The sequence below is a fragment of the bacterium genome, from assembly GCA_024228115.1.
Classification (GTDB): Bacteria; Myxococcota_A; UBA9160; order UBA9160; family UBA6930.
Map to the genome: position 1 here is coordinate 12923 of JAAETT010000047.1, position 22083 is coordinate 35005.

At 65.6% G+C, this 22083-nt stretch carries 21 protein-coding genes, 1 tRNA gene and 1 pseudogene; 10 read left to right on the plus strand and 13 right to left on the minus strand.

Annotation, left to right across the window (positions count from 1 at the left end; translation table 11 throughout):
- Positions 1–4: 4 nt before the first annotated feature.
- The 5 genes from rfbF to GY937_01605 are packed head-to-tail and all read left to right on the plus strand — an operon-like array spanning position 5 to position 4518.
- A complete protein-coding gene (rfbF, locus tag GY937_01585) occupies positions 5–778 on the plus strand; it encodes a glucose-1-phosphate cytidylyltransferase (protein MCP5055396.1) in 774 nt (257 codons plus the stop codon).
- A gap of 3 nt (positions 779–781) precedes the next feature.
- The gene (gene rfbG, locus GY937_01590) at positions 782–1876 is read left to right on the plus strand and encodes a CDP-glucose 4,6-dehydratase (protein MCP5055397.1); all 1095 of its coding nucleotides are present in this window, start codon (positions 782–784) and stop codon (positions 1874–1876) included.
- Positions 1873–3099: a class I SAM-dependent methyltransferase gene (locus GY937_01595; GenBank protein ID MCP5055398.1), complete on the plus strand. Its 1227-nt coding sequence runs from the start codon at positions 1873–1875 to the stop codon at positions 3097–3099. The genes rfbG and GY937_01595 overlap by 4 nt, the downstream gene beginning before the upstream one ends.
- Entirely contained in the window at positions 3096–3623 is a 528-nt protein-coding gene (gene rfbC, locus GY937_01600; GenBank protein MCP5055399.1) for a dTDP-4-dehydrorhamnose 3,5-epimerase, read from the plus strand. Before GY937_01595 ends, rfbC begins: the two co-directional genes overlap by 4 nt.
- A gap of 1 nt (position 3624) precedes the next feature.
- The gene (locus tag GY937_01605; GenBank protein MCP5055400.1) at positions 3625–4518 is read left to right on the plus strand and encodes a glycosyltransferase family 2 protein; all 894 of its coding nucleotides are present in this window, start codon (positions 3625–3627) and stop codon (positions 4516–4518) included.
- A 46-nt stretch (positions 4519–4564) separates the two neighbouring features.
- On the opposite strand, the gene GY937_01610 is transcribed toward GY937_01605, so the two are convergent.
- The 8 genes from GY937_01610 to GY937_01645 are packed head-to-tail and all read right to left on the minus strand — an operon-like array spanning position 4565 to position 11697.
- Entirely contained in the window at positions 4565–5230 is a 666-nt protein-coding gene (locus tag GY937_01610; GenBank protein MCP5055401.1) for a class I SAM-dependent methyltransferase, read from the minus strand.
- A 23-nt stretch (positions 5231–5253) separates the two neighbouring features.
- Positions 5254–6150 (minus strand): class I SAM-dependent methyltransferase, encoded by an 897-nt coding sequence (locus GY937_01615; GenBank protein ID MCP5055402.1) that lies wholly within the window; start codon positions 6148–6150, stop codon positions 5254–5256.
- The gene (locus GY937_01620) at positions 6147–7421 is read right to left on the minus strand and encodes a hypothetical protein (protein ID MCP5055403.1); all 1275 of its coding nucleotides are present in this window, start codon (positions 7419–7421) and stop codon (positions 6147–6149) included. Before GY937_01620 ends, GY937_01615 begins: the two co-directional genes overlap by 4 nt.
- Positions 7418–8539 carry an acyl-protein synthetase gene (locus tag GY937_01625; protein ID MCP5055404.1) on the minus strand — a complete coding sequence of 374 codons (1122 nt, stop codon included), beginning with the start codon at positions 8537–8539 and terminating at the stop codon, positions 7418–7420. Before GY937_01625 ends, GY937_01620 begins: the two co-directional genes overlap by 4 nt.
- Positions 8527–10014, minus strand: coding sequence for an acyl--CoA ligase (locus tag GY937_01630; GenBank protein MCP5055405.1), 1488 nt, complete (start codon positions 10012–10014; stop codon positions 8527–8529). The genes GY937_01625 and GY937_01630 overlap by 13 nt, the downstream gene beginning before the upstream one ends.
- Positions 10011–10247, minus strand: a complete 237-nt coding sequence (locus GY937_01635) for an acyl carrier protein (GenBank protein ID MCP5055406.1) — start codon at positions 10245–10247, stop codon at positions 10011–10013. Before GY937_01635 ends, GY937_01630 begins: the two co-directional genes overlap by 4 nt.
- A gap of 38 nt (positions 10248–10285) precedes the next feature.
- Positions 10286–11020: a cephalosporin hydroxylase gene (locus tag GY937_01640; protein ID MCP5055407.1), complete on the minus strand. Its 735-nt coding sequence runs from the start codon at positions 11018–11020 to the stop codon at positions 10286–10288.
- Between the two features lie 44 nt (positions 11021–11064).
- Positions 11065–11697 carry a GNAT family N-acetyltransferase gene (locus tag GY937_01645; protein MCP5055408.1) on the minus strand — a complete coding sequence of 211 codons (633 nt, stop codon included), beginning with the start codon at positions 11695–11697 and terminating at the stop codon, positions 11065–11067.
- A gap of 298 nt (positions 11698–11995) precedes the next feature.
- Here GY937_01645 and GY937_01650 point away from each other — a divergent pair, with 298 nt between their 5' ends.
- A complete protein-coding gene (locus tag GY937_01650) occupies positions 11996–13123 on the plus strand; it encodes a DegT/DnrJ/EryC1/StrS family aminotransferase (protein ID MCP5055409.1) in 1128 nt (375 codons plus the stop codon).
- Positions 13124–13139: 16 nt separating this feature from the next.
- The gene (locus GY937_01655) at positions 13140–13865 is read left to right on the plus strand and encodes a hypothetical protein (protein MCP5055410.1); all 726 of its coding nucleotides are present in this window, start codon (positions 13140–13142) and stop codon (positions 13863–13865) included.
- Between the two features lie 36 nt (positions 13866–13901).
- Here the strand turns inward: GY937_01655 and GY937_01660 are convergent, their stop codons facing one another.
- The 3 genes from GY937_01660 to GY937_01670 all read right to left on the minus strand — a co-directional run bounded on the left by GY937_01660 (position 13902) and on the right by GY937_01670 (position 17557).
- Positions 13902–15134, minus strand: coding sequence for a hypothetical protein (locus tag GY937_01660; GenBank protein MCP5055411.1), 1233 nt, complete (start codon positions 15132–15134; stop codon positions 13902–13904).
- 11 nt (positions 15135–15145) lie between these two features.
- The gene (locus tag GY937_01665) at positions 15146–16525 is read right to left on the minus strand and encodes an MBOAT family protein (protein MCP5055412.1); all 1380 of its coding nucleotides are present in this window, start codon (positions 16523–16525) and stop codon (positions 15146–15148) included.
- A gap of 105 nt (positions 16526–16630) precedes the next feature.
- The gene (locus tag GY937_01670) at positions 16631–17557 is read right to left on the minus strand and encodes a hypothetical protein (protein ID MCP5055413.1); all 927 of its coding nucleotides are present in this window, start codon (positions 17555–17557) and stop codon (positions 16631–16633) included.
- A 61-nt stretch (positions 17558–17618) separates the two neighbouring features.
- Between GY937_01670 and GY937_01675 the strand changes: the two genes are divergently transcribed.
- The 3 genes from GY937_01675 (at position 17619) to GY937_01685 (ending at position 20266) form a co-directional block, all read left to right on the plus strand.
- Positions 17619–18779 carry a DegT/DnrJ/EryC1/StrS family aminotransferase gene (locus tag GY937_01675; GenBank protein ID MCP5055414.1) on the plus strand — a complete coding sequence of 387 codons (1161 nt, stop codon included), beginning with the start codon at positions 17619–17621 and terminating at the stop codon, positions 18777–18779.
- 74 nt (positions 18780–18853) lie between these two features.
- Positions 18854–20161, plus strand: a complete 1308-nt coding sequence (locus GY937_01680; GenBank protein ID MCP5055415.1) for an MATE family efflux transporter — start codon at positions 18854–18856, stop codon at positions 20159–20161.
- 31 nt (positions 20162–20192) lie between these two features.
- Positions 20193–20266 (plus strand) — tRNA-Val (locus tag GY937_01685).
- A 165-nt stretch (positions 20267–20431) separates the two neighbouring features.
- Here the strand turns inward: GY937_01685 and GY937_01690 are convergent.
- Both GY937_01690 and GY937_01695 read right to left on the minus strand, forming a co-directional pair.
- Positions 20432–21358, minus strand: a pseudogene (locus tag GY937_01690) (site-specific integrase).
- Positions 21359–21587: 229 nt separating this feature from the next.
- Positions 21588–21902: a helix-turn-helix domain-containing protein gene (locus GY937_01695; protein ID MCP5055416.1), complete on the minus strand. Its 315-nt coding sequence runs from the start codon at positions 21900–21902 to the stop codon at positions 21588–21590.
- Between the last annotated feature and the right edge of the window lie 181 nt (positions 21903–22083).

The following is a 22083-nucleotide window of genomic DNA, read 5'->3' on the forward strand; positions in this document are numbered from 1 at the left end:
TGCGATGAAGGTCGTCATCCTATGTGGAGGGCTCGGGACACGGCTCCGGGAGGAGACCGAATACCGGCCGAAGCCGATGGTGCCCATCGGAGATCGTCCGATCCTCTGGCACATCATGAAGCTCTATGCCCACTACGGGCACAAGGAGTTCGTGCTCTGCCTCGGCTACAAGGGCGAGGTGATCAAGGATTTCTTCCGCAACTACCAGTGGAATACGAGCGATCTGACCCTGCGCCTCGGCCCGACCCCGGAGATCACCTACCACAACTCCCACGACGAAGAGGACTGGACGGTCACGCTCCTGGATACCGGCCTGGAGACCCAGACCGGCGGGCGCCTGCGCCGGGCCCTCGAGTATGTCGGCGACGAAACATTCCTATGTACCTACGGCGATGGGCTGACGGATTGTGACGTCAACGAGGTCGTCGCCTTCCACGGTCAGCATGGCGGCCTGGCAACGCTGACAGCCGTGCGTCCCGTGGGCCGCTTCGGCGAGCTAGCGCTGGACGGCCAGACCATCACCTCCTTCCACGAGAAGCCCGAGAAGGAGAGCGCCTTCGTCAGCGGAGGCTTTTTCGTGTTCGACCCGAGCGTGGGCGACTACCTGGACGCGGATGAATCGATCCTGGAACGCGAGCCCATGGAACGGATCGCCGGTGAGGGCCAGCTGAAGGCATTCCTCCACGACGGCTTCTGGCAATGCATGGATACCTACCGCGAGCAGCAACTGCTGCACCAGATGTGGACCGAAGGCCGCGCGCCCTGGAAACTCTGGTAGGAGATGTTCGGCGATGTCTTCCGGGGCCGGCGCGTCCTCGTCACCGGTCACAATGGCTTCAAGGGTGCATGGCTCTCCCTGTGGCTCCACGAACTGGGGGCGCGGGTAACGGGCCTCGCCTTGCCGCCCGAACCGTCGCCCACGCTCCACGAGATCCTGCATCCGGACACGTTCGAGGATGAGTTCGTCTGCGACATCCGGGATGCGGACGCGCTGAAGGGCACGCTGGCACGTGCCGCGCCGGAGATGGTCTTCCACCTCGCCGCGCAGGCGTTGGTGCGTCGCTCCTACCGTGAGCCGCGCCTGACCTTCGAGACCAACGCCCTGGGCACCCACCACCTCCTCGAGGCGGTACACGAGCTCGGCGTGACCGGGCCCGTCATCGTCGCCACCACGGACAAATGCTACGAGAACCACGGGGAGGGCCGGCCCTTCCGGGTAGGCGACCCCCTCGGCGGACGCGATCCCTACTCGATGAGCAAGGCCGCGGCGGAGTTGGTCGTGGCCTCCTTCCGCTCGAGCTTCCTCGACGGGCCAGCCGATCCTCCGGTTGCCACCGTGCGGGCGGGCAACGTGGTCGGGGGCGGCGACTACGGCGAAGATCGCCTGCTCCCGGATGCCGTGCGCGCGCTACTTCGCGGCGACCCTGTGCCCGTGCGCAACCCGCGCGCGGTTCGCCCCTGGCAGCACGTGCTGGACTGCCTGTCCGGCTACCTGCGCCTGGCCCAGGAACTGGCAACGACGCCGCGCGATGGAAATCGGGCCGATGCGTTCAACATCGGCCCGGCTCCCGAAGGTCGGCTCACCGCCTCCGAGGTCGTCGAGGCCTTCCTTTCCTGCTGGCCCGGGCGCTGGGAGGATCGCAGCGAGCCCGGCGCACCCTACGAGGCGCCCCACCTCGAACTCGACACGGCGGCAACGACCGCGGCCCTCGGATGGACCCCCGCCTGGGACGCAACGGAGGCCGTGGCCCGCTCGGCGGATTGGTACCGTGCCCGCCACGAAGCCAAGCGGGACGATCTGCATGAACTCTGCCTGGAGCAGATTCGCGCGTGGACCGTTGACGCCACGCCTGCAACGCGGGGCCAGGCAACATGAGCGTCAGCGCTTGCCGCTCCTGCGGCGCACCGGCGGCAACGCCCTTCCTGGATCTCGGGCTGCAACCCCTCGCGAACAACCTGCTACGCGAAGAGGACCTGGAGCAGCCTGAACCCCGCGTGCCCCTTCGCGTCTTCGCCTGCCCACGCTGCTGGCTCGTGCAGATCGCTGATGAGGTTCCGCCGCACGAGCTCTTCACCCACTACCCGTACTTCTCCTCCACGTCCGCTGCGATGGTGGCCCACGCCCGGGAGGCGGTAGACCTCCACCGGACAGCGCTGAACCTCGGCGCGGACTCCTTCGTCGTCGAGATTGCCAGCAACGACGGCTACCTGCTGCAGCACTTCGCAGAACACGGCGTTCCATGTCTGGGGATCGAGCCTGCCACGAACGTGGCGGCCGAGGCCCAGAGAAGAGGCATCGACACACGGGTCGCGTTCTTCGATGCGGAGCTCGCCGATGTCATCGTCGGCGAGCGCGGCCCGGCCGACCTCGTGCTGGCCAACAACGTCTTCGCTCACGCACCGGACACGAATGAGTTCGTCGCAGGCCTGGCCAAGCTGCTCGCGCCCAGCGGCCGGGCCGTGCTCGAGTTCCCCTACGCCTTCGACATGATCGACCGGATCGAATTCGACACGATCTACCACGAACATGTCTTCTACTTCACCGCCACGGCGCTGGCTCCGCTCTTCGCACGCCACGGCCTGGCCATGGTGGATGTAGAGCCGTTGGAACTCCACGGCGGATCGCTCCGCCTGAGCATCGCTCACGCCGGCGAGGAACCGACTCCGCGCATCGCTTCCCTTCTGGAGGACGAGCGGGCACGAGGCGTAGCGAACATTGGCACTTACGAGCACTTCGCCGCGGAAACGCGAGAGCTCTGCGGCGCGCTCGTGAAGCTCCTGGACGAACAGGCCGCGGCAGGCCATCGCCTGGCCGCCTATGGAGCCTCGGCCAAGGGCAGCACGCTGCTGAACGCCTGTGGTATCGGCGCCGAGAGGTTGGCCTTCGTGGCCGACCTGAGCCCCCACAAGCAGGGGCTCTACACGCCGGGAACGCACCTTCCGATCCTTCCCCCGGAGGCCCTGCGCGACCAGCAGATCGACCGCACTCTCTTGCTGACCTGGAACTTCGCCGAGGAAATCCGCGCCCAGCAAAGCGAGTGGGAGCAGGCAGGCGGCCGTTTCGTGGTGCCGCTTCCCCGTCCGCGGGTGCTGACGTGATCTTTCATGACACCACCCTGCCCGGCGTGCGCCACATCGAGCTCGAACTCAACGGGGACGAGCGAGGTTGGCTCGCGCGCACCTTCTGTGAGCGGGAGTTTGCAGAGGCCGGGCTCCCCATTCGCTACGCCCAGACGAGCGTGACCCGAACGCGCCTTCGGGGAATGCTCCGCGGGCTCCACTACCAGGCCGCGCCGCATCTCGAGGACAAACTCATCCGCTGCGCTCGCGGCCGGGTCTTCGACGTGGTCCTGGATCTACGCACGGAACTCCCGAGCCACGGACGATGGGAATCGTTCGAGCTCGATGCCGAGGTTCCCCGCATGCTCTTCCTCCCCGCCGGAACGGCCCACGGATTCCAGGCGCTCACCGACGACGTCGAGATGACCTACCAGATGACCGAGCCCTATGTTGCCGAGCTCGCCCGCGGTGTGCGGTGGGACGACCCATCCCTCGGAATCCCCTGGCCGCTCCCAGACCCGATCATCTCACAGCGAGACCGCGACTTGCCGGGGCTCGCCTGACATGGCGGCCCCTCGCATCACGATCGGCCTACCGACCCGGAACCGGGCGAAGAGCCTCGACCAGACCATCCGCTGCATCTGTGAGCAGAGCTTTCGGGAGCTGGAGCTGCGTGTTTCGGACAACGCCTCCACCGACGAAACGGCACAGGTGATCCGCAGTTGGACTGCCGCCGACCCACGGATCCGTGCGACTCGTCACGAAGCGAACGTGGGACCCGCGGTCAATTTCGACGGCCTCCGCGAGAACGTCGAGAGCGAGTACTTCATGTGGCTGGCGGACGACGACGAAATCGATGCCAACTACCTGGAGACCTGCATCGCCTTCCTCGACGACCACCCTGGCCACACCCTGGCGGCCGGCGTGGCGACACTCGACAACGTGGCTGGCAATCGAGAAGGCACGGTCGTACCCGGCAAGCCGATGACCCTGGAGGAGGATCTGCCTGCGGCCCGGGTACAACGCTTCTACGAAGAGGTCGGAGACAACAGCACGTTCTATGGTGTCATGCGTCGGGAGGCTCTCGACCGGGTGATCGTGCGCAACACGCTGGGAGCCGACTGGTTGCTTGTCGCGGCACTCGCAGCCCAGGGACGGGTTCGTACACTCGAGAGCACCGGCATGCGGCGGCCCCACCGCTGGGGCCCCAGCAGCTTCCAGGAGATCCTGGCCACCCTGGAGCTCCCGGAACGCTGGGCCAAATTGCCCGGCTGGATCATCGCGCGCGACACCTTTCGTGACATCGCATGGAATTCGCCCTGCTTCGATGTGATCGCTCGCACGGATCGGCTCCTACTCGCGGCACGTTGCGCGCGCGCGGTATGCCGACGCTTCCGGATCTCGCCGCGCGACGTGCTGCGTTTCTACCTGTCGAACGCCGCGGCGGGTAGGCCCTGAGGGCAGGCTTCAGTGCTCACCGGCTCCTGGATCCCTGGGAGAAGAGTCAGACCTCGTCGACGAGGAAGGCCTTGCCCCAGCCGCGGAAGTTGCCCCACTCCTGCACCGTGATGCGGTCCGAGCCCTCGAGCCACTCGCGAAAGGCCCGCTGCTGACCGTGCTTCCCTGAGCCCCGGTAGCACCAGTAGTCATCCAGCAGCAGCCAGGTCCCCGTGGTCAAGTGCGGTTCGACGAACTCGAAGACCTGCTTCGACGATGAGTAGAGATCGCAGTCCACGAGACAAACGTGACACGGCCCCTTGCCCTCGAAGAAGTCCGGCGGGGTCGCGGGCAGAGACGCCTCGTAGAAGCCCTCCACAAGGGTGAGACGATCTCGGGGAATGCCGCGGGCGACCAGACCCTCGTAGACCCGATCTCGCGTGTCGCCCTTGACCGTTCCCGCGTCCCAGAAAGGCTGGAGGTCCTTGGCAGCCTGATCCGCCTGGCTCAGCTCGGGCAGACCCTCGAACGAATCGAAACCGACGTAGTGGCTGACGAGACCGCGGAGCGATTGGTACGCCTCCCACATCGAATCGCCGTTGAAGACGCCGAACTCGAGATAGTACCCTTCCCCCGCGCCCCCGTGATACAGGTGCTCGCGGATGAAACGATAGAGGTTGAGGCGACTCAGCACGTCTCCGTGCACGGTCGGGTCGTAGTACGGGTGGCTCATGGTTCTCCGCTGCCTCGCCGGGCTCAGTTGTGCTCGAGGAGTACGGCCATGGCCCGCGGGCGGAATCGCTCGCCGGGTCGCCGGTCCCCGTCCGAGATCATCTCGGCAGCCCGAAGGCCACAGTCTTCCGCAAACCGGAGGACCTGGCTCTCGGTGTTGAATTCGTAGATATGGTCCTTCTGCGCTGACTCGAGGGCGGTGCTGAAAAAGGCGACGCCGTCTTCGGCGAGGTGATGCTTGACGGTCTCGAGCAAACTCTTCGGTTCCTGCAGGTGCTCGGCGACCATGGCCGCGATCACGCCTTTGTAGGTGCCAGGCTCGCCGGCCTGGTTGAGATCCAGCACGTCCTTGACCGCGAGTTCGACTCGGTCGCCGTGCTTGCTGACCCCGCGCAATCTCTCGGCGATCCCGATCGCCGCCGGGCTGATGTCGAAGCCCGTAACGTGGGCATCGTCTCGTTCCTCGGCGGCCAGGAGGCCCATCACGCCGTGTCCGCAAGCCAGCTCGAGCACGCGAGGATCCTCGCCCAGACTCCCCAGGAATCGGTCTCGAAAGAAGCTCAAGTGGCGGACCATCGACGGCCAGTAGGGATAGATCAGGACCGCCGCCCACATGTAGGGGATCATGTACTCGGGGTCCTGGTAGACTTCCTCGGTCACCTCCGCGAGTTCGGCCTCTGTGAATACCCCGGACTTCTCGTACTTCCGCTGCCGCGTGGTGACGTCGATGCAGTACCGGGCGTAGCCCTTGGCGGCCAGCTCGAAGGCCTCGTCGCCGTAGGCATCCTGCGTCCATCGGGCCAGCGGGTCCAGCAACCAGGCACAATCCTCTTCGTGGATCGCGACGTTCTGCATCACCGCCGGTGCGAACATCTTGGCGTTCTCCTGCAGGGCCTCGAGGAAGCGCGTTCCCTCTTTCATCTGTCCTCCTCGATGGTCTCCGCGCTGGGTGTGAACTGGACCAACCGGCACATGGGCCGCACCAGGTCTCGTCCATCCCAGGGAGTTCCGAAGTTGTGCATCCGCCCGAGTTTGACCACGCGGTCGATGCCTCGCGTGGCCGCCACGCGGGCCACCCGGGCCTCGAGGGCAGGGGCTCCGAAGCCGGTTCCCAGGGTCTGAACGCCACCGTCCAGGCCGGCCAGGACGGCCACCAGATCCTTGACGACCTGAATCCGAAGGGTGCGGCCGCGGATGGGCTCCGCGAGTTCGGCGCCCTCTCCCACCAGCAGTGTCCAGTCCGGGGTTTTCGGGTACTCCGCCCAGTGCCCTCCTTCCGCCGTGAGCCAGGCCGCCCGACCGGCGAGGATGCGCCCGGTTTGGGCCGGGGCGATCGAGTCCCGGGGATGCAGGCGGTTCTCCTCCGCACAGGTGTCCCGCAGGAGCCCGACGAACCTGCGGAGTGCCTCGTCGTTCGCAGCGGCGTCCGCCTGCAGGTAGAGGGTGATTGGTGAGGAGCAGGCCTCCTGGTCGAACTGCCAGAGATCCCGGACCAGCCGGCGAGCCCAGACCGCGGCGCCCGCTCCGGCCCAGGTCGCGGCATCCATCATGGCGACGGAGACCCGGGGCCCGAACACCTGCAGGTGAGCCCAGTGGGGAAAGGGTAGAGCCCGCACCGTCAGCACCGCTTCTTCACCGCCCCATATCATTGCGGCGTCCGAGGCCTCCGCCACCGCCGCGGCGACGGCCTGGTCTTCATGAGGGAAAGTGAGAAAGAGATTGCGCGCCAGGAAGTCCTCGCCCCCCGGACACGCGGCGGCGCACTCGAGCAGGCGCTCGGTATCGGCGACGAGTTTGTCGGGAACTCGGACGAGCCCGTGATTGCCCGCGAGCATCCCCGCCGTCAGTGAGAGGAAAGGCTGGACCCCGACGTTCCCGGCGGTCCAGTGGAAGACCGTGCCGACGGGCCGCACGAACCGGCCGTGCTTGTCGAGCTCACCGCGGAATACCGCAGGGCCGTTCTCGCCAAACTCTCGCCGAATGACGCCGAGCAAGGTCTGCTCCCGCAGCCAGAGGCGGAGGAATGGCAAACCCAGGACGTCTCCCAGGTCGGCCTCGGCCATGGCGGCAGACCAGGCAGCGAGGAAATCGAGGGTGCCCTGAAATTCAGGGACATCCAACGCGGCGTGGGTTTGGGCCGCCCGGAGCGCCTCGAAGGCGGCGGGCTCTTCGATGGCGTGGATTCGCTTCACGAGGTGATCGCCCGCCGGGAGGCATAGACATTGCCACAGCCGCGGACTTCGGATTCCGGCGCCCGTCCAATGAAGCGGAAGGCCGGGCCCCGCCGACCGCATTCGCAGCCATCGGGCTCTACGACGCGGCCCAAATCCTCCGTGAGCAACGCATGACCGGGGAAGCTCGTCGGTAACGCGCTACAGACCTGGAGCAGCCCGTCCTCCCCCGGCGCGGAAGGCTCGAGGGTCAACGGATCTCGGATCAAGACCTCGGCGAACGCCGGGGCGTGCTTGTGGCCCGCGCGGCAGTCCGGGTAGATGACCCCGACGTTCTCGACCATGCCGTAGAAATCGATCACCCGGTCCGGGGTGCACCCGAAGACCTCGGCCACACCCGAGGTCAGGGTCGCCTTGTCCACAGAACGCTCTTGCAACTTCTTCCAGCCTCCGCTGTGCAAGACGTGAACGTCCGGGAGGTCCAACCGGACTCCTGCCTTCCGCAGGGGTTCCACGAGGTGCAACCAGAGGATGTATGTGAAGCCGTAGACCAGTACCGGCCTACCTCGGTGGGCGTCGGCGAAAGCCTGGATGGTGTCGAGATCCAGCGAGAGCCCCCCGGCATCGTCAGAGGTCATGCAGTAGGTGGATTCCGAGGCGAAGGGCATGAGACCCTGAATGGCGGCGCCCCGAGCCCCCAGCCGGGCGGCGTTCGCTCCGGCGACGTCGGCTACCAGGTAGGGGCGGCGCTCCTTGCCGATGAAGTCGGCGGTGATCGCCGCCACCCCCTTGCTCATCCGCTTGGAGGTCTCGCGATCGAGGGCGATGCTACTGGGCACCTGGCCCGTGGTCGCACTCGATTGCAGGACCCGGACGAACCGCTCAGGTTCGACGAAGGCGAGCGGTGGGTCCTGTTTGAATGCTGCCACCGGGAGGAAGGGAAGGTCGGCGATGGTCGCGGCCTGTTCGGGCTTCCGCGGCTCGTGCGCATAGTAGTTCGCCAGGCCCGGGTGGGAAGCTGCGCCCTCACGGATCAGGTCTCGGAGGACCGGGAAGAGGTGGGCGGCCTTCTCCGCGGGCTCGGATCCATAGACAGGCCGGGCCAGAAGTTCCTTGATTCGCTCGCTCAGCTCGGGCACAGGGCCGCCTCCACAGCCTTCCGGACCTCATTCCGGGCCGGTTTCCCACTGCCCGTTCGGGGGATCTCCGGAACCACATGGATTCCCGCCAGCCGCCACTCGGCCGGAAACGCACCGCGGAGTCGCTGTTCGAGCTCTAGAACATCCTCGTCGCCTTCGGGGACGATCAAGAAGCCGGCGGCCTCCCCCGTCTCCGGGTCGGCAACGCCAGCGACGGCACAGTCGCGGATACCTGGGTCCTGTCGGGCGAAGTCCTCGAGTTGGACGAGGCCAACCCGGCGCCCCCGAAACTTCAGGAAGCCGCCCTTGCGCCCGCGGATCGCGATGCCGCCGCCAGAGTCTTGCACCACGAGGTCACCGGTGTGCAGCCAACCCCCGGAGAAACGCTCTGCGGTCTTGGCGGGATTCTCCCAATAACCTGAAGTGATCGATCCGCCTCGTACGCAGAGCTCTCCGAGCTCACCCGGGCCGACATCGGCGCCGTCCTCGCCAACCACCCGCGCCTCGAGACCCGGGAGAAGCTCCCCGACGTAGCCCGCCGGGTATTCGTCATCTTCGATCCGCAGCGAGGTAATCCGAGCAGTGGCCTCCGTCTGGCCGTACATCACGTAGAACGCGGCCTGTGGAAAGGCCACGCGGTATCGCTCGACCACGTCGAAGCCCAGAGGCCCCCCGGCCTGCAGGAACCGGCGCATGGACGGAAGCGACCGGGAGAAGAGGCCAGACCGATCTTCCAGGAAGCGATACGCGGTCGGGACGCCGGCGAAGGAGGTGCAGCCATGCGTGCCGATCGCGTCGAGGACCTTGTCGGGGAACATGAACCGATCGTCCAGGACGACCGCGCCTCCGGCCATCAGGTGGGAGTGGAAGACGCTGGCCCCGAAGCAGTAGCTCAACGGAAGAACGAGCATGGCTCGGTCTTCTGGGACCAGGCCCTGGGTCGCCACGATGCCCCGGGTGTTGGCGAGCAGGTTGTCATGACTCACCACCACGAACTCTGGTTCGCCGGTGGAGCCGGAGGTCATCATCAAAGCAGCGGGGGCCGTCGCGGGCCCAGGGGCGACGCAGACCTCGCCGTGAGGCTCCAGGGCCGCGGCCGTCGCGGGGCAACCTTCGGGGCCGAGGTCCAGATCCTTCTCCCGCGAGCACCAATACGCCGCGGGACGGGCCTTGGCGACCAGCGCTTCCCGCCGGCGCTTGAGCTCGACCCGCTCGACGGGAACCACCACGGCGCCGCGATAGATCGTCGCCATGTAGGTGACCGCGGTATCGACGTCCAGGTCCGCCAGCAGCAGGACCCGGTCGCCAGGGGCCACGCCAGCGGCCTGCATCCGCGCGGCCCGTGCCTGTACCGCGGCGCCGAGCTCGGAACCGGTGAGGCTCTGGTTACGTCGGGCGTCGACCAGGACAACGCCGGTACCGAGGCCCTCGATGAGGGTTCCCGCGAAATTCCCGGCAGGGCCAGCAGCGCTCACTTCTTGTAGGTCCCAACGATCCGCTGGATGGCCGCGACGGTCTCCATCTCCATGATGTCGTCGACCTCGAAGCTGACGCCGAAGACTTCTTCGAGCTTGCCGACGAGTTCGACATGACCGAGGGAATCCCAGCCCTCGATATCATCCGGCTCGGCCTCGAGGGTGACCTTCTCGGGCGGGGTCTCGAAGGCGTCGGCAAAGGCCTTGCGGACCCCCTCCAGTATCTCGTCCATATCGCTCTCCCGTAGTTCCACAGCGTCGCGACGACGCCCTATTTGATGCACCGTAGGTAGCCGTCGGGAGCCACCGTGAGCTGGATCTTGTCGACGATGGCGGCATCGATCTCGAACCGATCCGTCGTCGCCAGGAATTCGTGGACGGCTGTCTTCGGGCTGTCGCCGGGCCCCCAGGGCTTCCCCTCGCTGAGGTGCGCCGGCATGTCCTCGACCACGGTATCGCAGACCACCATGTAGCTCCCCGGGGTAACGAATGGCGCGTAGAGTTCGAGCTCCTTCATGACATGCTCGTGGGTGTGGTTGGAATCCAGGCAGACGAGGATCCGCTCCTTGCCGACGGCCAGCTCCCTCACCTGCGCCAGGACCTCAGCCGAAACCGACGAGCCTTCGACCAAGTCGACCCGGTGGAAGAAACGGTTCTGCTCCATCTCGGCACGGTTGTGGCCACGGATGTCGATGTCGATTCCCAGGACTCGCCCGTCCCCACCCATGAGCTCCAGGAGGGAGGCGTAGAAGAGAATCGAACCGCCCCGGGCAACCCCGGTCTCGATGATCAAGTCGGGCTGGACCTTCCAGGCGATCTCTTGCATCGCCATGACGTCCTGCGGGTATTGGATGATGGGCCGGCCCATCCATGTGAAGTTGTAGACGTATCCGAAGGGCGCGGCCTTGATTGCCCACTCCAGGATCTCCTCCCGAAGCTCAGGGTGCTCCCCGAGGGCCGCGATGTTGCGACGGACCTCGTCACGGAAGCGCTCGTTCTCGCCCACGGCCCTACCTCCCTCATCGGTCGGGTTGAGAATCGGCAGGAACTCTACACATTTCTGTCGCTGGGCGATATCTCCAGTACGATCACCTCACGGGCCTCTGGACTCCCAGCGGGACCAGAAGGCACCGCGTAGCGCTCGATTTCTCGCATGCCGATCCGGCGATGGAGCCAGCGGGCTCCCACGTTCTCGGCCAGGACCCGGGCCCGCGCAACCGCTAGACCAAGCTCACCGAAGCAGAACCCCAGTACCGCACGCTCGACGTGGAAGAAGAAGCTCGGTGGGCCGCCGGTGATCCCCAGGATTCCGTTATCGAGTTCGGCGGACTCGGCCGTGATTTCGCACAGGCCGTACTGCCCGACCAGTTGCTCCGAGGCGTCGTAGACGAGGAACATGACCCGATCTGGCCTTGCCAAAACGGTCTCCAGCCAACCCCGGGTGCTGGCGACCGAGGAAACCGACTGATCCACGAAGAATTCGCGGTAGGCATTTCGCCAGGCGCAGAGGGTATCGAGCAGGTCAGAGGCCTCTAGATCCTCGCCGGTCACAGGGCGGAGCCATCCCAGGGATTGCCCCTCGAAATCCTGGACCGTGATGCGCGTCTCGGCAGCCACGCGAGCCGGCTCGGACTCCGTGGAGTCCGACGCGCCAGTCGTGGATTCGGCATCGGGATCGGTCATGGCGTTCGGCCTCCAGTAGGAGGTGCTGGAGCCTATCAATCCGCCCTGCCAACGCTTCACTTTCCCTCGCACTCGCCTGACACGACGATGCCTGCACGGACGAGGCCACCCCGGGACTGCGCAGTTCCGCTACCCCCGACCGCTGGAGGGAACTGGCCGAGTCTGTAGACTGAGGCGCCGCAGTGCCGGGTTTCCGTGGAGTCGGCAACCCGAAATCTGCACCCTCCTGCATCCCGGTAGACTACGTGTGCGAAAGCGCGGCGCCCGCTTGTTCCATTTCGCGGCTCGGAGGCCTGAGTTGGATCTGATTCCCGTCGCCGGGCCCTGGATCACGCAGAGAGAAATCGAGGCCGTCACCGACGCAGCCACGAACGCGTGGTACGGCGAAGCGAACACCTACAACCAACGCTTCGAGAGCGCATTCGCGAGCTACGTGGATCGCCGCTACGCCTTGAGCCTGCCGTCTTGCACCTCGGCGCTTCATCTCGCGCTGCTTGCTCACGGGATCGCTCCTGGCGACGAAGTCGTGCTTGCAGACGTGAATTGGATCGCATCGTCCGCTCCGATCCAATATGTGGGAGCCACGCCCGTCTTCGCGGACATTGAACGAGACTCATGGTGCCTTTCCGCCACGTCGCTTGAGGCGTGTGTCACGCCCAGAACGAAAGCCGTGATCGTCGTGGACCTCTACGGAAACATGCCCGACTGGGATGCGGTGCTGGCGGTCGCCGAGCGCCACGGCATCGCCGTCATCGAAGATGCAGCCGAATCCGTCGGCGCTACCTACGGAGGGCGAATGGCTGGATCCTTCGGCTCCGTGAGCACGTTCAGCTTTCATGGCTCGAAGACGCTCACGACCGGTGAGGGCGGAATGCTGGTCACGGACTCCAGCGAAATCCACGCCCGCTGCAGAGTGTTATGCGATCACGGACGAGACCCGGGAGACCGGTTCTTCTACAACCAGGAAGTCGCCTACAAGTACAAGATGTCGAGCCTGCAGGCGGCGCTTGGAAACGCTCAACTCGAACGCATCGGCGAGATCATCGAACGCAAGCGAATGATCTTCTCGTGGTATCGCGAAGAGTTGGGTGCCGAGACCGGACTCACCCTCAACGCAGACCTTCCGGGTGTGGAGAGCAGCTACTGGATGATCACTGCGGTATGGCGCCCCGAACTCGGCCTCGACAAGCGCAAGGCCATCGAGCTCTTGCGCGAGCGCGGCATCGACTCGCGTCCGTTCTTCCATCCGCTGAGTTCGATTCCCGCGTATCAGGGCACCCCGCAGGCCAAGGCCGCAGCCGAGCGAAACCAGGTCGCGTATTCCGTGGCGCCGTATGGGATCAACCTGCCAAGCGCGCTGAACCTGACCCGTGAGCAGGTCACATACGTATGTGAGCACGTACGCGCCCTCGTACGCGGAGCTTGAGTAGAAGAGCACGCTCATGAGCCACCCCTTCGTCCTGCTCGCCACCCAACGCACCGGTTCCAGCGTCGTCTGGCGCACGCTCGACACCCATTCCTCCGTGTATGCCCGCGGCGAGATGTTCATGAAGCGGATGGAGCATCCGGAATCGTATGCCGCTGCCCTCGGCCGCCCCGGCCAGCGGCTCCTCGCCCGGCTCTCACCCGCCTGGAGCGTGCGGCGCTACCTGGACCAGTTCTACGCCGATCGGCCCGAGACCACGGCGATCGGCTTCAAGCTGATGTACAGCCAGCTCCAGCCGGAGATCTGGCGCTGGATCGAGACGCACGAGGCCCGGGTGCTCCACCTCGTGCGGCGCAACGCCCTCAAGATCCTGATTTCGAAGGCGGCCGCCGAAGCGACAGGAATGCGACACCTGACACCCGGGGAACAGCACGAGCCGCAGCCCGTCAGCCTCGACGTGGCCTCCCTCGGCTCGAGCCTCGACCGGATCACCTCGCGGGTAGAAGCCCACCGGGCGCGGATCGCAGCGCTGCACCACCTCGAAATCACCTACGAAGAACTTCTCGACGAACCCCAGGCCCTCTTCGATCGCTGCTTCGGTTTCCTCGGCGTCGAACCCCGGCCCGTCGAACTCGCCCTGCGCAAACTCACCCCGAACACGCTGCGCGAAGCACTCGCCAATTACGATGAGGTGGCCTCGGCACTCGAGAACACGCCACATGCTGCGCTGCTCGAGGCCTAGCCTGAACGGTGCTGGAAAGCCCGACCCGCCCCTGGATCACAGACCACCCTGGGGCGTGTTCGAAGCCGCCCCCTGATCCTCCACTTCGATCGATGCGATGCCGTCGAACATCCGTGTCGTCGCGAGGCCACTATCGTGGCTCAGGAAGATCACGTCGCTGAACTCCAGTTGGTCGAGGAAGGAAGTGAAGAATCCTTTCCATTCCCGGGGCTGGAGGTGGTTGAGGTTCACGTGCACGAGTTTCTTGAACCCCGGTGCCAGGTGTCGGGCGAGAGGCTTGCCGAACGAATCGGTGAGCAGAAGCGCACTCCGGTCGCTCAGCGGATCGGTCGAGTTCCAGGTCGAAAAGCCGCGTGCCCGCTCGTAGTATTCCCGCACCACCTCGGGATTGCGAGGATGGTAGTCGAGCCCCTGGGCGGCATAGGGAAAATCCCAGACTTCGATGCGACGAAAGAATCCCATCATGACCAGATCCGCCCGGGCCTCGATCCGCTGGGCGCCGGCGCCGAACTCCGCGCTCACGGGAACGCCCATCTTCTCGAGCAGTCCCCTGGCAAAGACATGCGTGCTCATCCCATTCCAGTGGAAATTCTCCTTGGGGAAGAAGGCCCGTTCGTTCCGACGCTGCATGAATTCGGCGAACGGATAGTGGAAGACCCGGCCGCTGGACGGCTCGATCCCAGCCTCGAGGCGCGGCCTGATCGGGCTCGCCGCGTAGGCCTCACAAGCGGCTCGGGTTCCCGCCGACACCTTCTGGGGTAGATGCTCCGGGTAGAGGCCGGGTTTCGTGACCGCCACCCCGAGGCTCACCCGATAGCCTCGCGCCTCCAGCCAGCCGAATACCCGATCGATCTTCCCGGCCAGTTCATCGCTACGAGCGTCTTCCGTCTCCGGGGCGCACAGCGCTTCGATCCCGTCGTTGAGATACACGAAACCCTGGGTCCCCGCCCGGACGTCGTCTACCGGATCATCGCCGAAGCCGTAGAACATGACCTGTCTCAGGAGCCGGTTGGCAGCGAACGCAAAGCCAACGTGGTCATCCAGGTAGTCTCCAACGGCAGCAAAATAGTTCGGCGCTTCCAACGGGCCGCGCCAGACAGGAAAGGCCGCGAGCTCTCGCTTCTCCATGCGGGCTCGCTCCTCGCCGTCGCTGAAGGGTGCGGTGATCACGGGCATCGAGAGCACGGCCACCATCCCCATCAACCCCGCCCGTGCAGCTCTGGAGAGTCGGACTTCGCGCGGCCCTCGGCCATTCGTGGATGAACCCATTCCAGGAAACCTCAGAACCTGAAGTAGATGAAGGGACTGTAGGTCCCCGCCAGGATGTAGATCGAACACAGCACGAACAGGCAACAGATCGCGGCGAACCGGGCCGGCCCGATCGCCGAGGCGGGCATCGAGGGGCCGTAGCGCTCGCGAAGCCAGCGGCCTACGGGCATGCTGAACAAGACGCCGAGGCACGCGAAAGAAAGGCTTTCGTGGCTCACGAGTTCGCTGAAATGACGCTGGCTTTCGGGCCCGAGCCCGACCATCGCCCGCAGGAACATACCGGCCTGGGCGAACGTCTCGGATCGGAACAGCACCCAACCGACCACCACGCACGTCAGGGTGTAGGCATGAGCGAGCCACCTCGGGGCGCTCCCGAGAACACGTCCCATGCCGACGCGCTCGACCACCAGCAGGAGGCCATGGAACATTCCCCAGGCCACGAAGGTCCAGGCTGCACCGTGCCAGAGCCCGCATAGCAGGAACACGATGAAGAGATGGAGGTAGGTCCGCGCCGGGCCCATCCGATTTCCACCGAGCGGTATGTAGAGGTAGTCGCGGAACCAGGTCGAGAGGGAGATATGCCATCGTCGCCAGAATTCCGTGATCGAACGCGACACGTAGGGATGGTCGAAGTTCTGGGGAAATCGGAACCCCATGATTCGCCCGAGGCCAATCGCCATCAACGAGTAGCCCGCGAAATCAAAGTAGATCTGCAGCGTGTAGGTCAGGCTGCCGAGCCAGGCCGTCATGGCATCGACGGTCGACAGGTCCACCGCAAAGGCCGCGTCGGCGACCTTTGCCGCGTTGTCGGCGATCAAGGTCTTGCATGCGAGGCCGACGACGAAGTACGAGGCGCCCCGGCGCACATCCTTTCCGTCGATCTGTCGATCTGCGATCGCCTCGGCCACCGTTGCGTATCGCACGATCGGCCCCGCGATCAACTGCGGGAACATCGCGATGTAGAGCGCCAGATCCGAGAAGCTCCTTGCGGGCCTCGCCTCACGCCGCTGCAGATCTACGAGGTAGGTGATGGACTGGAAGATGAAGAACGAAATGCCCAGGGGTAGATGCGGGCCACCGGAACCGAAGACGTCGAGGGCCAGGACCTCATCGATCAGGAATGCAGCGTATTTGAAGTACGCCAGGATCCCGAGATTGATGGCAACGCCGAGCGGAAGAGCCCAGCGTGCGCTTCCTCCAGCGATGGCCTTCCCGATCCCGAAGTTGACGAAGGTGGTCGCCAACAACAGCAGAACGAAGATCCCCTCACCCCACGCGTAGAAGACCAGACTGAATGCGAGAATGCAGAGGTTCTTCCACGGCAACACCAGATACAGGAGGAGGAAGAGCGGAAACAGGAAGAACAGGAACGGAATCGAGGAGAAGACCAAGGCGCGAGCCTCCAGGGCTGGCCGCGGAGGGTACCGAGCGTGCACCTGCAGACCACCGGCAGGCCACCCGGAAGAGCAGGCTCGAACGGGTACCGGCCTGGCCCTTCACTCGAATCGCGGACCGAGCCACCCTTCCGCCAGCAACCGCTCGCGCTGGTCCGCATCATGGGAGACGACGAGCCTCACGTCGCTGCTCTTGTCGAGCTCGTGCAAGACGCGGATCTCCGCCATGGTTGCGGCCCGGTCCTCGCCCAGGATGAAATCCGTGACCAGACGCGGCCGATAGATGAGCTCGCGGATCTGCCGCATATGCCAGGCCGTATCGCCGACGAAGAGCAGCTCCCGACCATCGCGCAATCCCACATAGATCATCTGATTGCCGGGAGTGTGCCCTGCAGCCTCGATCGCAACCACGCCGGGGGCGATCGGCGCATAGCGGCGCTCCGCGAGGGGCCGGCCCTGGGTGCGGACCGCATCGGGCATTCCGACGAGATCGAGCGCCTCGACATTGCCAAGCTGGGCCGCGTTGAAGCGGACCCGGCTTGCGAGCACGGAGGCATCGCCTTTGGCAACGCCATCGATGTGGTCCTGGTGCTCGTGGGTGAAGACGATCGATTCGGCTCGTCCCAGACCTGCTTGCATACGGTCGTAGGCATCGGCATGGAAGCTGGCTTCGCCGCCACTGGCCGCAGCCATCTCCTCCACCATCGCCTCACCCATCCCGGCGTCGATCGCAACGGTGCGATCCTCCCAGACCACCTGGAACGCACGATGCACCATCGGGTGGGGATCGAAGCTCTCGCCGGCGAAGACCGCGGCTCGCGGCATGGATGCCTCGGCGATCAGCTCTTCGTTCACGCGCAGCGGCTTCTGGCCGGGTAGTTCCGCCGCCACCTGCCGGACCTGGGCCAGATCGAGTTCGTAGCTCGAGGTCTCGGGGATCGCTTCGGCGCCGAGGAGCCAACTGCGTCCCAGCCAGCCGAGACCCAGGAGCACGACGCCGATGATGAAGAGGATGCGAAGAGCTTTCATGGGCGGAGCCTACCCCAGCCCCCAGCTTGACAAGACGCCGGCCATGGGCGATCCGACGTTCATGGCTGTCCCGCTTCTCGACCTGCGTGCCCAATACGCGGAGATCGCCACGGAGGTCGATGAGGCCATCCGGCAGGTTGTCCAGGAACAACGCTTCGTCATGGGCGACGAGGTCTCGGCATTGGAGCAGGAGATCGCGGCCTACACCGGTGCGCGTCATGCGATCGGTTGTTCCTCCGGCTCCGACGCCTTGCTGCTCGCGCTCTGGGCCCGCGGCATCGGCCCGGGCGACGCCGTGCTCTGCCCCACCTACACCTTCTTCGCGACCGCAGGCTCGGTCTCGCGGCTGGGCGCGCGGCCCGTCTTCGTCGACATCGAGCCCGACACCTACAACCTGTGTCTGGAATCGGCCCGTCGCGTAGCGGCCGGCCGAACCGATCTGAAGGCCATCCTGCCGGTCGATCTCTACGGGCAGGCTGCGGACCTCCGGGGTACACACGAGCTGGCCGCCGAGCTGGGCATCGCTGTCATCGAAGACGCCGCCCAGGCCATCGGCAGCCGGGATGCGGATGGGCGGCGGGTCGGCTCCGCTTCCGAGCAGGTCTGCTTCAGCTTCTTCCCCAGCAAGAACCTCGGCGCCTACGGGGACGGCGGAATGGTCACGACCCAGAGCGACGAGCTGGCCAAGCGTGCCAGGCTGCTTCGCCTTCATGGCGGCGAGCCCAAGTACTACCACGAGATGGTCGGGATGAACTCGCGGCTCGATGCCCTGCAGGCGGCCATCCTGCGCGTGAAGCTCCGCTACCTCGAGGGCTGGCACGAGCGACGCCTCCAGAACGCGAACCACTACGACGACCTCTTCCGCGCGGCCGGCGCCCTCGATTCCCGGGTTTCGCTCGACGAAGATTCCGACCTGTCGTTGCGCTTCCCCGCGCGCAACGCCGAGCCTTCCCGCCACATCTTCAACCAATACGTCGTGCGCGTGCCCGCCGATCGCCGCGATGCGCTGCGAGAGCATCTCACCGCCCGGGAGATCGGCAGCGAGATCTACTACCCCATCCCTCTGCATCTCCAGGCGTGCTTCAAGGATCTCGGAGGCCAACCTGGCGATCTTCCGAATGCCGAGCGAGCCGCCAGGGAAACCGTCGCGCTCCCCGTCTTCCCCGAGCTCAGCAAGGCCCAGCGCGAAGCCGTCGCAGGAGCCGTGATCGAGTTCCTCTGAGTCGCTGGCGCGATCACGACCACACCCAGGGGAGCCTGCTGAAGGGGATCCTCACGCTCGCCCTGCCCTCCATCGTGACGTCTGTCGGCGCGATGGGTCTCTTCCAGATGGTCGATCTCTACTTCCTCGGCCAGCTGGGCCCGGAGGCATTGGCTGCGGCCGGCGCCACCAACCAGACCCTGCGCCAGATCATCTTCCTCCTGATCCTGGGTTTGATGACCGCCACCCAGATGTTCGTCGCACGCTCGGTAGGCGAAGGCAAAGTCGATCGCGCGGAGCACTTCGCGGGCCAGACCCTCCTGCTTGGCATCCTGATCTGGTTGATCGTGACATCCCTCGGATTGTTCGCGGGGCGAGCCCTGGTCAGCCTGATCGCCGTCGACCCCGAGGTCATCGAGCTCGGCACAGCCTACGTACGAATCGCCTTTCCTTTTCTGGCCACCGCGATCTTCGCCCAGCTCGGGGCTGCTGTGCTCGGGGGCGCCGGCGACACGACGACGCCAATGATCGCCAGCTTCGTACAGACACCACTCGCCTTGCTAGGCGAGTGGTGCTTCGGTTTCGGCCACCTGGGGGCACCCGCCCTGGGAATCGTCGGCATCGCCCTCGGAACCGGGCTCGGGGGAATCGCCGGCAGCCTCGTGCTGCTCTCCGCCCTCTTCCGCGGCCGCTCCCGCGTGCACCTACGCCTACACCACCTGCGGCCCGATCCCGGGACGATCGCGATCCTGCTGCAATCCTCCTGGCAGCCGGCCCTGCACATGCTCGCCCGCAGCACGCTCGTCGTCTTCTTCATGTTCCTGGCGGGCCGGCTGGGCGGCGAGGTGCAAGCCGCGTACACGATCGGCCTGCGCATCGAAATGGTGCCCATCATGATCGCGTTCCCGATCGCCAACGCCTGCGCAACGATGGTCGGCCAGAACCTCGGCGCGGGCTCCCTCGACCGGGCCTGGCATGCCATCCGCATCTCCTTCGCCGTCGAGCTGGCGGCCATGTGGCCCATCGCCCTGGCCATCTTCCTGCTCCGCCATACCCTCGTGAGCTTCTTCACGAAAGACCCGGAAGTCGCCAGAATTGCGGCTGAATTCCTCGTCTATTCTTCGATCGTGCTGTCCTTCTACGGCCTCTACTTCGCCTCCTTCCGGGCCCTCCAGGCCGCCGGCGACATGCGCACGCCAATGCTCATCTCGATCAGCGTTGCGGGAGGCCTGGCCATTCCCCTGGCGCTCTTCCTCACCCAGAGCGCCGGGTACGGCGCCACCGGAATGTGGATCGCCAGCCTGGCCTACGGCCTGGTGAACGCCCTGTTGATGATCGCCTGGCTCGCCACCGGCCGCTGGGCGCGCCCCCACGCCAAGACCTCCACCACCCTCCCCTCGTGAAACCACAGCCCTTCCCTATCCTGACCGTCCCGGGCGCGTAGCTCAGTTGGCTAGAGCACCTGCCTTACAAGCAGGGGGTCCCCCGTTCGAGCCGGGGCGCGCCCAGGAGGTGGAGCGGGGTGAACGTGCTGTTCGCGCTCGCCTTTTCGCGATGCGAACCGGGCGATGACGACTCTGTCCGGGCGCGTCCCCGAAGCCCAGGGCCGTATACGGCCGTCGGGGGCCGGATGAAAGCGCATCCGCATGCCCGCTCGAATCTGCGGCGAGGAAGTGGCCGTAGGTATCGAGCAGCACCTTCGCACTGGCCCACCCGCCCTGCTGCTGGATCCAGAGCAACGGCGTCCCGCGCGCCATGTGAAGACTCGCGAAGGTGTGCCGCAGCCCGTGCGGAGTGAACCTCCGCGCGTGCCCCGCCACGAGCGCCACAAGCGGCCTGAAGACGCGATTGCGGAAGTTGTGGGGATCGACCAGGTCGCCACGCTCGTTTGGGAAACACAGCGCATCGCCCACCACGATCGTCGGCCGGCCCGCCTCCAACGTGTCGCGAAGGCGGGAAGAAAGCTCGACGCTTCTCTCCCTTCCGGTCTTCGTGGCTTCGAGCCGCTTGCCGCTGGAGAAGCTCCTGCAGATCCGCGCACGGCCTGCCGCGAGATCAACATCCGTCCATTGCAGTGCCAGCGCCTCACCGAGACGTGCTCCCGTGTCAGCCAGGAACAAGATGAGCGGGAACGTGTCGGGGAACCTCGTCTCTGCGGCCTCCAGTAGCGCTTCCAACTCGCGTGACGAGAGCACGTTGGGCTTGCGCGTGCCGGCGCCCCTCCGGCGCCGCCCGCGACTCCTCTTCCACACCTCGACCGGGTTCCGACCAATCTCCCCTCGCGCCTCCGCGAAGGCCAGAATGCGGCGCAACGTCGTGATCACCATCTCTACCGAGCGCTCGCTAGGTGGGCACCCCGTCTCGAGGCAGCGGTCGTAGAATGCCTGAACCTCGGCGACCCCAATCTCGCTGAGATCTCGGTCGGCAAAATGAGGCACTAGATACCTGCGAAGGTGACGCTCATGGAGTTCACCAGTCGCGTCGGAAAGCGCGCTCTCAAGCCCCCTCGACTGCGGAAGCAGAACCTCGCTCCGGAGCCAGCGCCGGGAGTAGGCATCGAACGCCAGCGCCTCGCGCTTCTCCTGCGGAAACGCGCCCATCCCGAGGACCAGCCGGGCGTTCACCAGCTCCGCGATCTTCTGTGCCTGACGCCGGTCCTGCTGGGTCGGCCCGATGCGTTTCTTGCGGCGATTTCCGTCGTGATGGATCACGACCCACCAGGCGTTCTGGATACGGCGGACCTTCGCGCTCACGACGGCTCCTCGGAATTCGCAACGGAAGAAGCGGACTTCGGCTGCGGACGATGGGGAAGCGTAGCGTCAGATCCCGTCACGGCCTGCCTCCCAGTCCGCGGATCAGCTCGTCCATCAGCTTCCGGTCCTGCGCCTTCTCCTGCGCCGCTCTCTCCCGGAGCCATTCGCGCAGGGAATCCAGCGGGATGATGACCCGCGAACCCAAATGAACCCGCGGGATTTCGGGCAGGAACGAGCGGAGATGTCGCTCCGAAACACCGAGTGCCGCTGCCGCCTCGGAGACGGAAAGCGCAACCCGGCCGTCGAAACTGACGGTGCATCGAGCCTTCGGTGCCTCATCAGCGAGCTGTTGTTTCGGTGACTGTTCGAGCGGATCTCGCGGAGATTCCATTCCGACTCCCTCGGCGGAAACACGCGACATCCTGGCGGTCGAGCGAGACTCGCAAACCACCCGGCGCGCGCAAGGCTCGACCGCACGATCGGGCAACATCCAACCCTCGAAGCAGCACCCGGACGGGCCGAAAACGTGATGGAGTCGATAGGCCTCGAAGAATCCAGTCTCCACAAACTAA

Bases quoted from the DNA above. Each gene is read 5' to 3' on its own strand.
- rfbF (MCP5055396.1), top strand. From the start codon at position 5: ATGAAGGTCGTCATCCTATGTGGAGGGCTCGGGACACGGCTCCGGGAG.
- rfbG (MCP5055397.1), top strand. From the start codon at position 782: ATGTTCGGCGATGTCTTCCGGGGCCGGCGCGTCCTCGTCACCGGTCAC.
- GY937_01595 (MCP5055398.1), top strand. From the start codon at position 1,873: ATGAGCGTCAGCGCTTGCCGCTCCTGCGGCGCACCGGCGGCAACGCCC.
- GY937_01605 (MCP5055400.1), top strand. From the start codon at position 3,625: ATGGCGGCCCCTCGCATCACGATCGGCCTACCGACCCGGAACCGGGCG.
- GY937_01610 (MCP5055401.1), bottom strand. From the start codon at position 5,230: ATGAGCCACCCGTACTACGACCCGACCGTGCACGGAGACGTGCTGAGT.
- GY937_01615 (MCP5055402.1), bottom strand. From the start codon at position 6,150: ATGAAAGAGGGAACGCGCTTCCTCGAGGCCCTGCAGGAGAACGCCAAG.
- GY937_01635 (MCP5055406.1), bottom strand. From the start codon at position 10,247: ATGGACGAGATACTGGAGGGGGTCCGCAAGGCCTTTGCCGACGCCTTC.
- GY937_01645 (MCP5055408.1), bottom strand. From the start codon at position 11,697: ATGACCGATCCCGATGCCGAATCCACGACTGGCGCGTCGGACTCCACG.
- GY937_01655 (MCP5055410.1), top strand. From the start codon at position 13,140: ATGAGCCACCCCTTCGTCCTGCTCGCCACCCAACGCACCGGTTCCAGC.
- GY937_01660 (MCP5055411.1), bottom strand. From the start codon at position 15,134: ATGGGTTCATCCACGAATGGCCGAGGGCCGCGCGAAGTCCGACTCTCC.
- GY937_01670 (MCP5055413.1), bottom strand. From the start codon at position 17,557: ATGAAAGCTCTTCGCATCCTCTTCATCATCGGCGTCGTGCTCCTGGGT.
- GY937_01675 (MCP5055414.1), top strand. From the start codon at position 17,619: ATGGCTGTCCCGCTTCTCGACCTGCGTGCCCAATACGCGGAGATCGCC.
- GY937_01695 (MCP5055416.1), bottom strand. From the start codon at position 21,902: ATGGAATCTCCGCGAGATCCGCTCGAACAGTCACCGAAACAACAGCTC.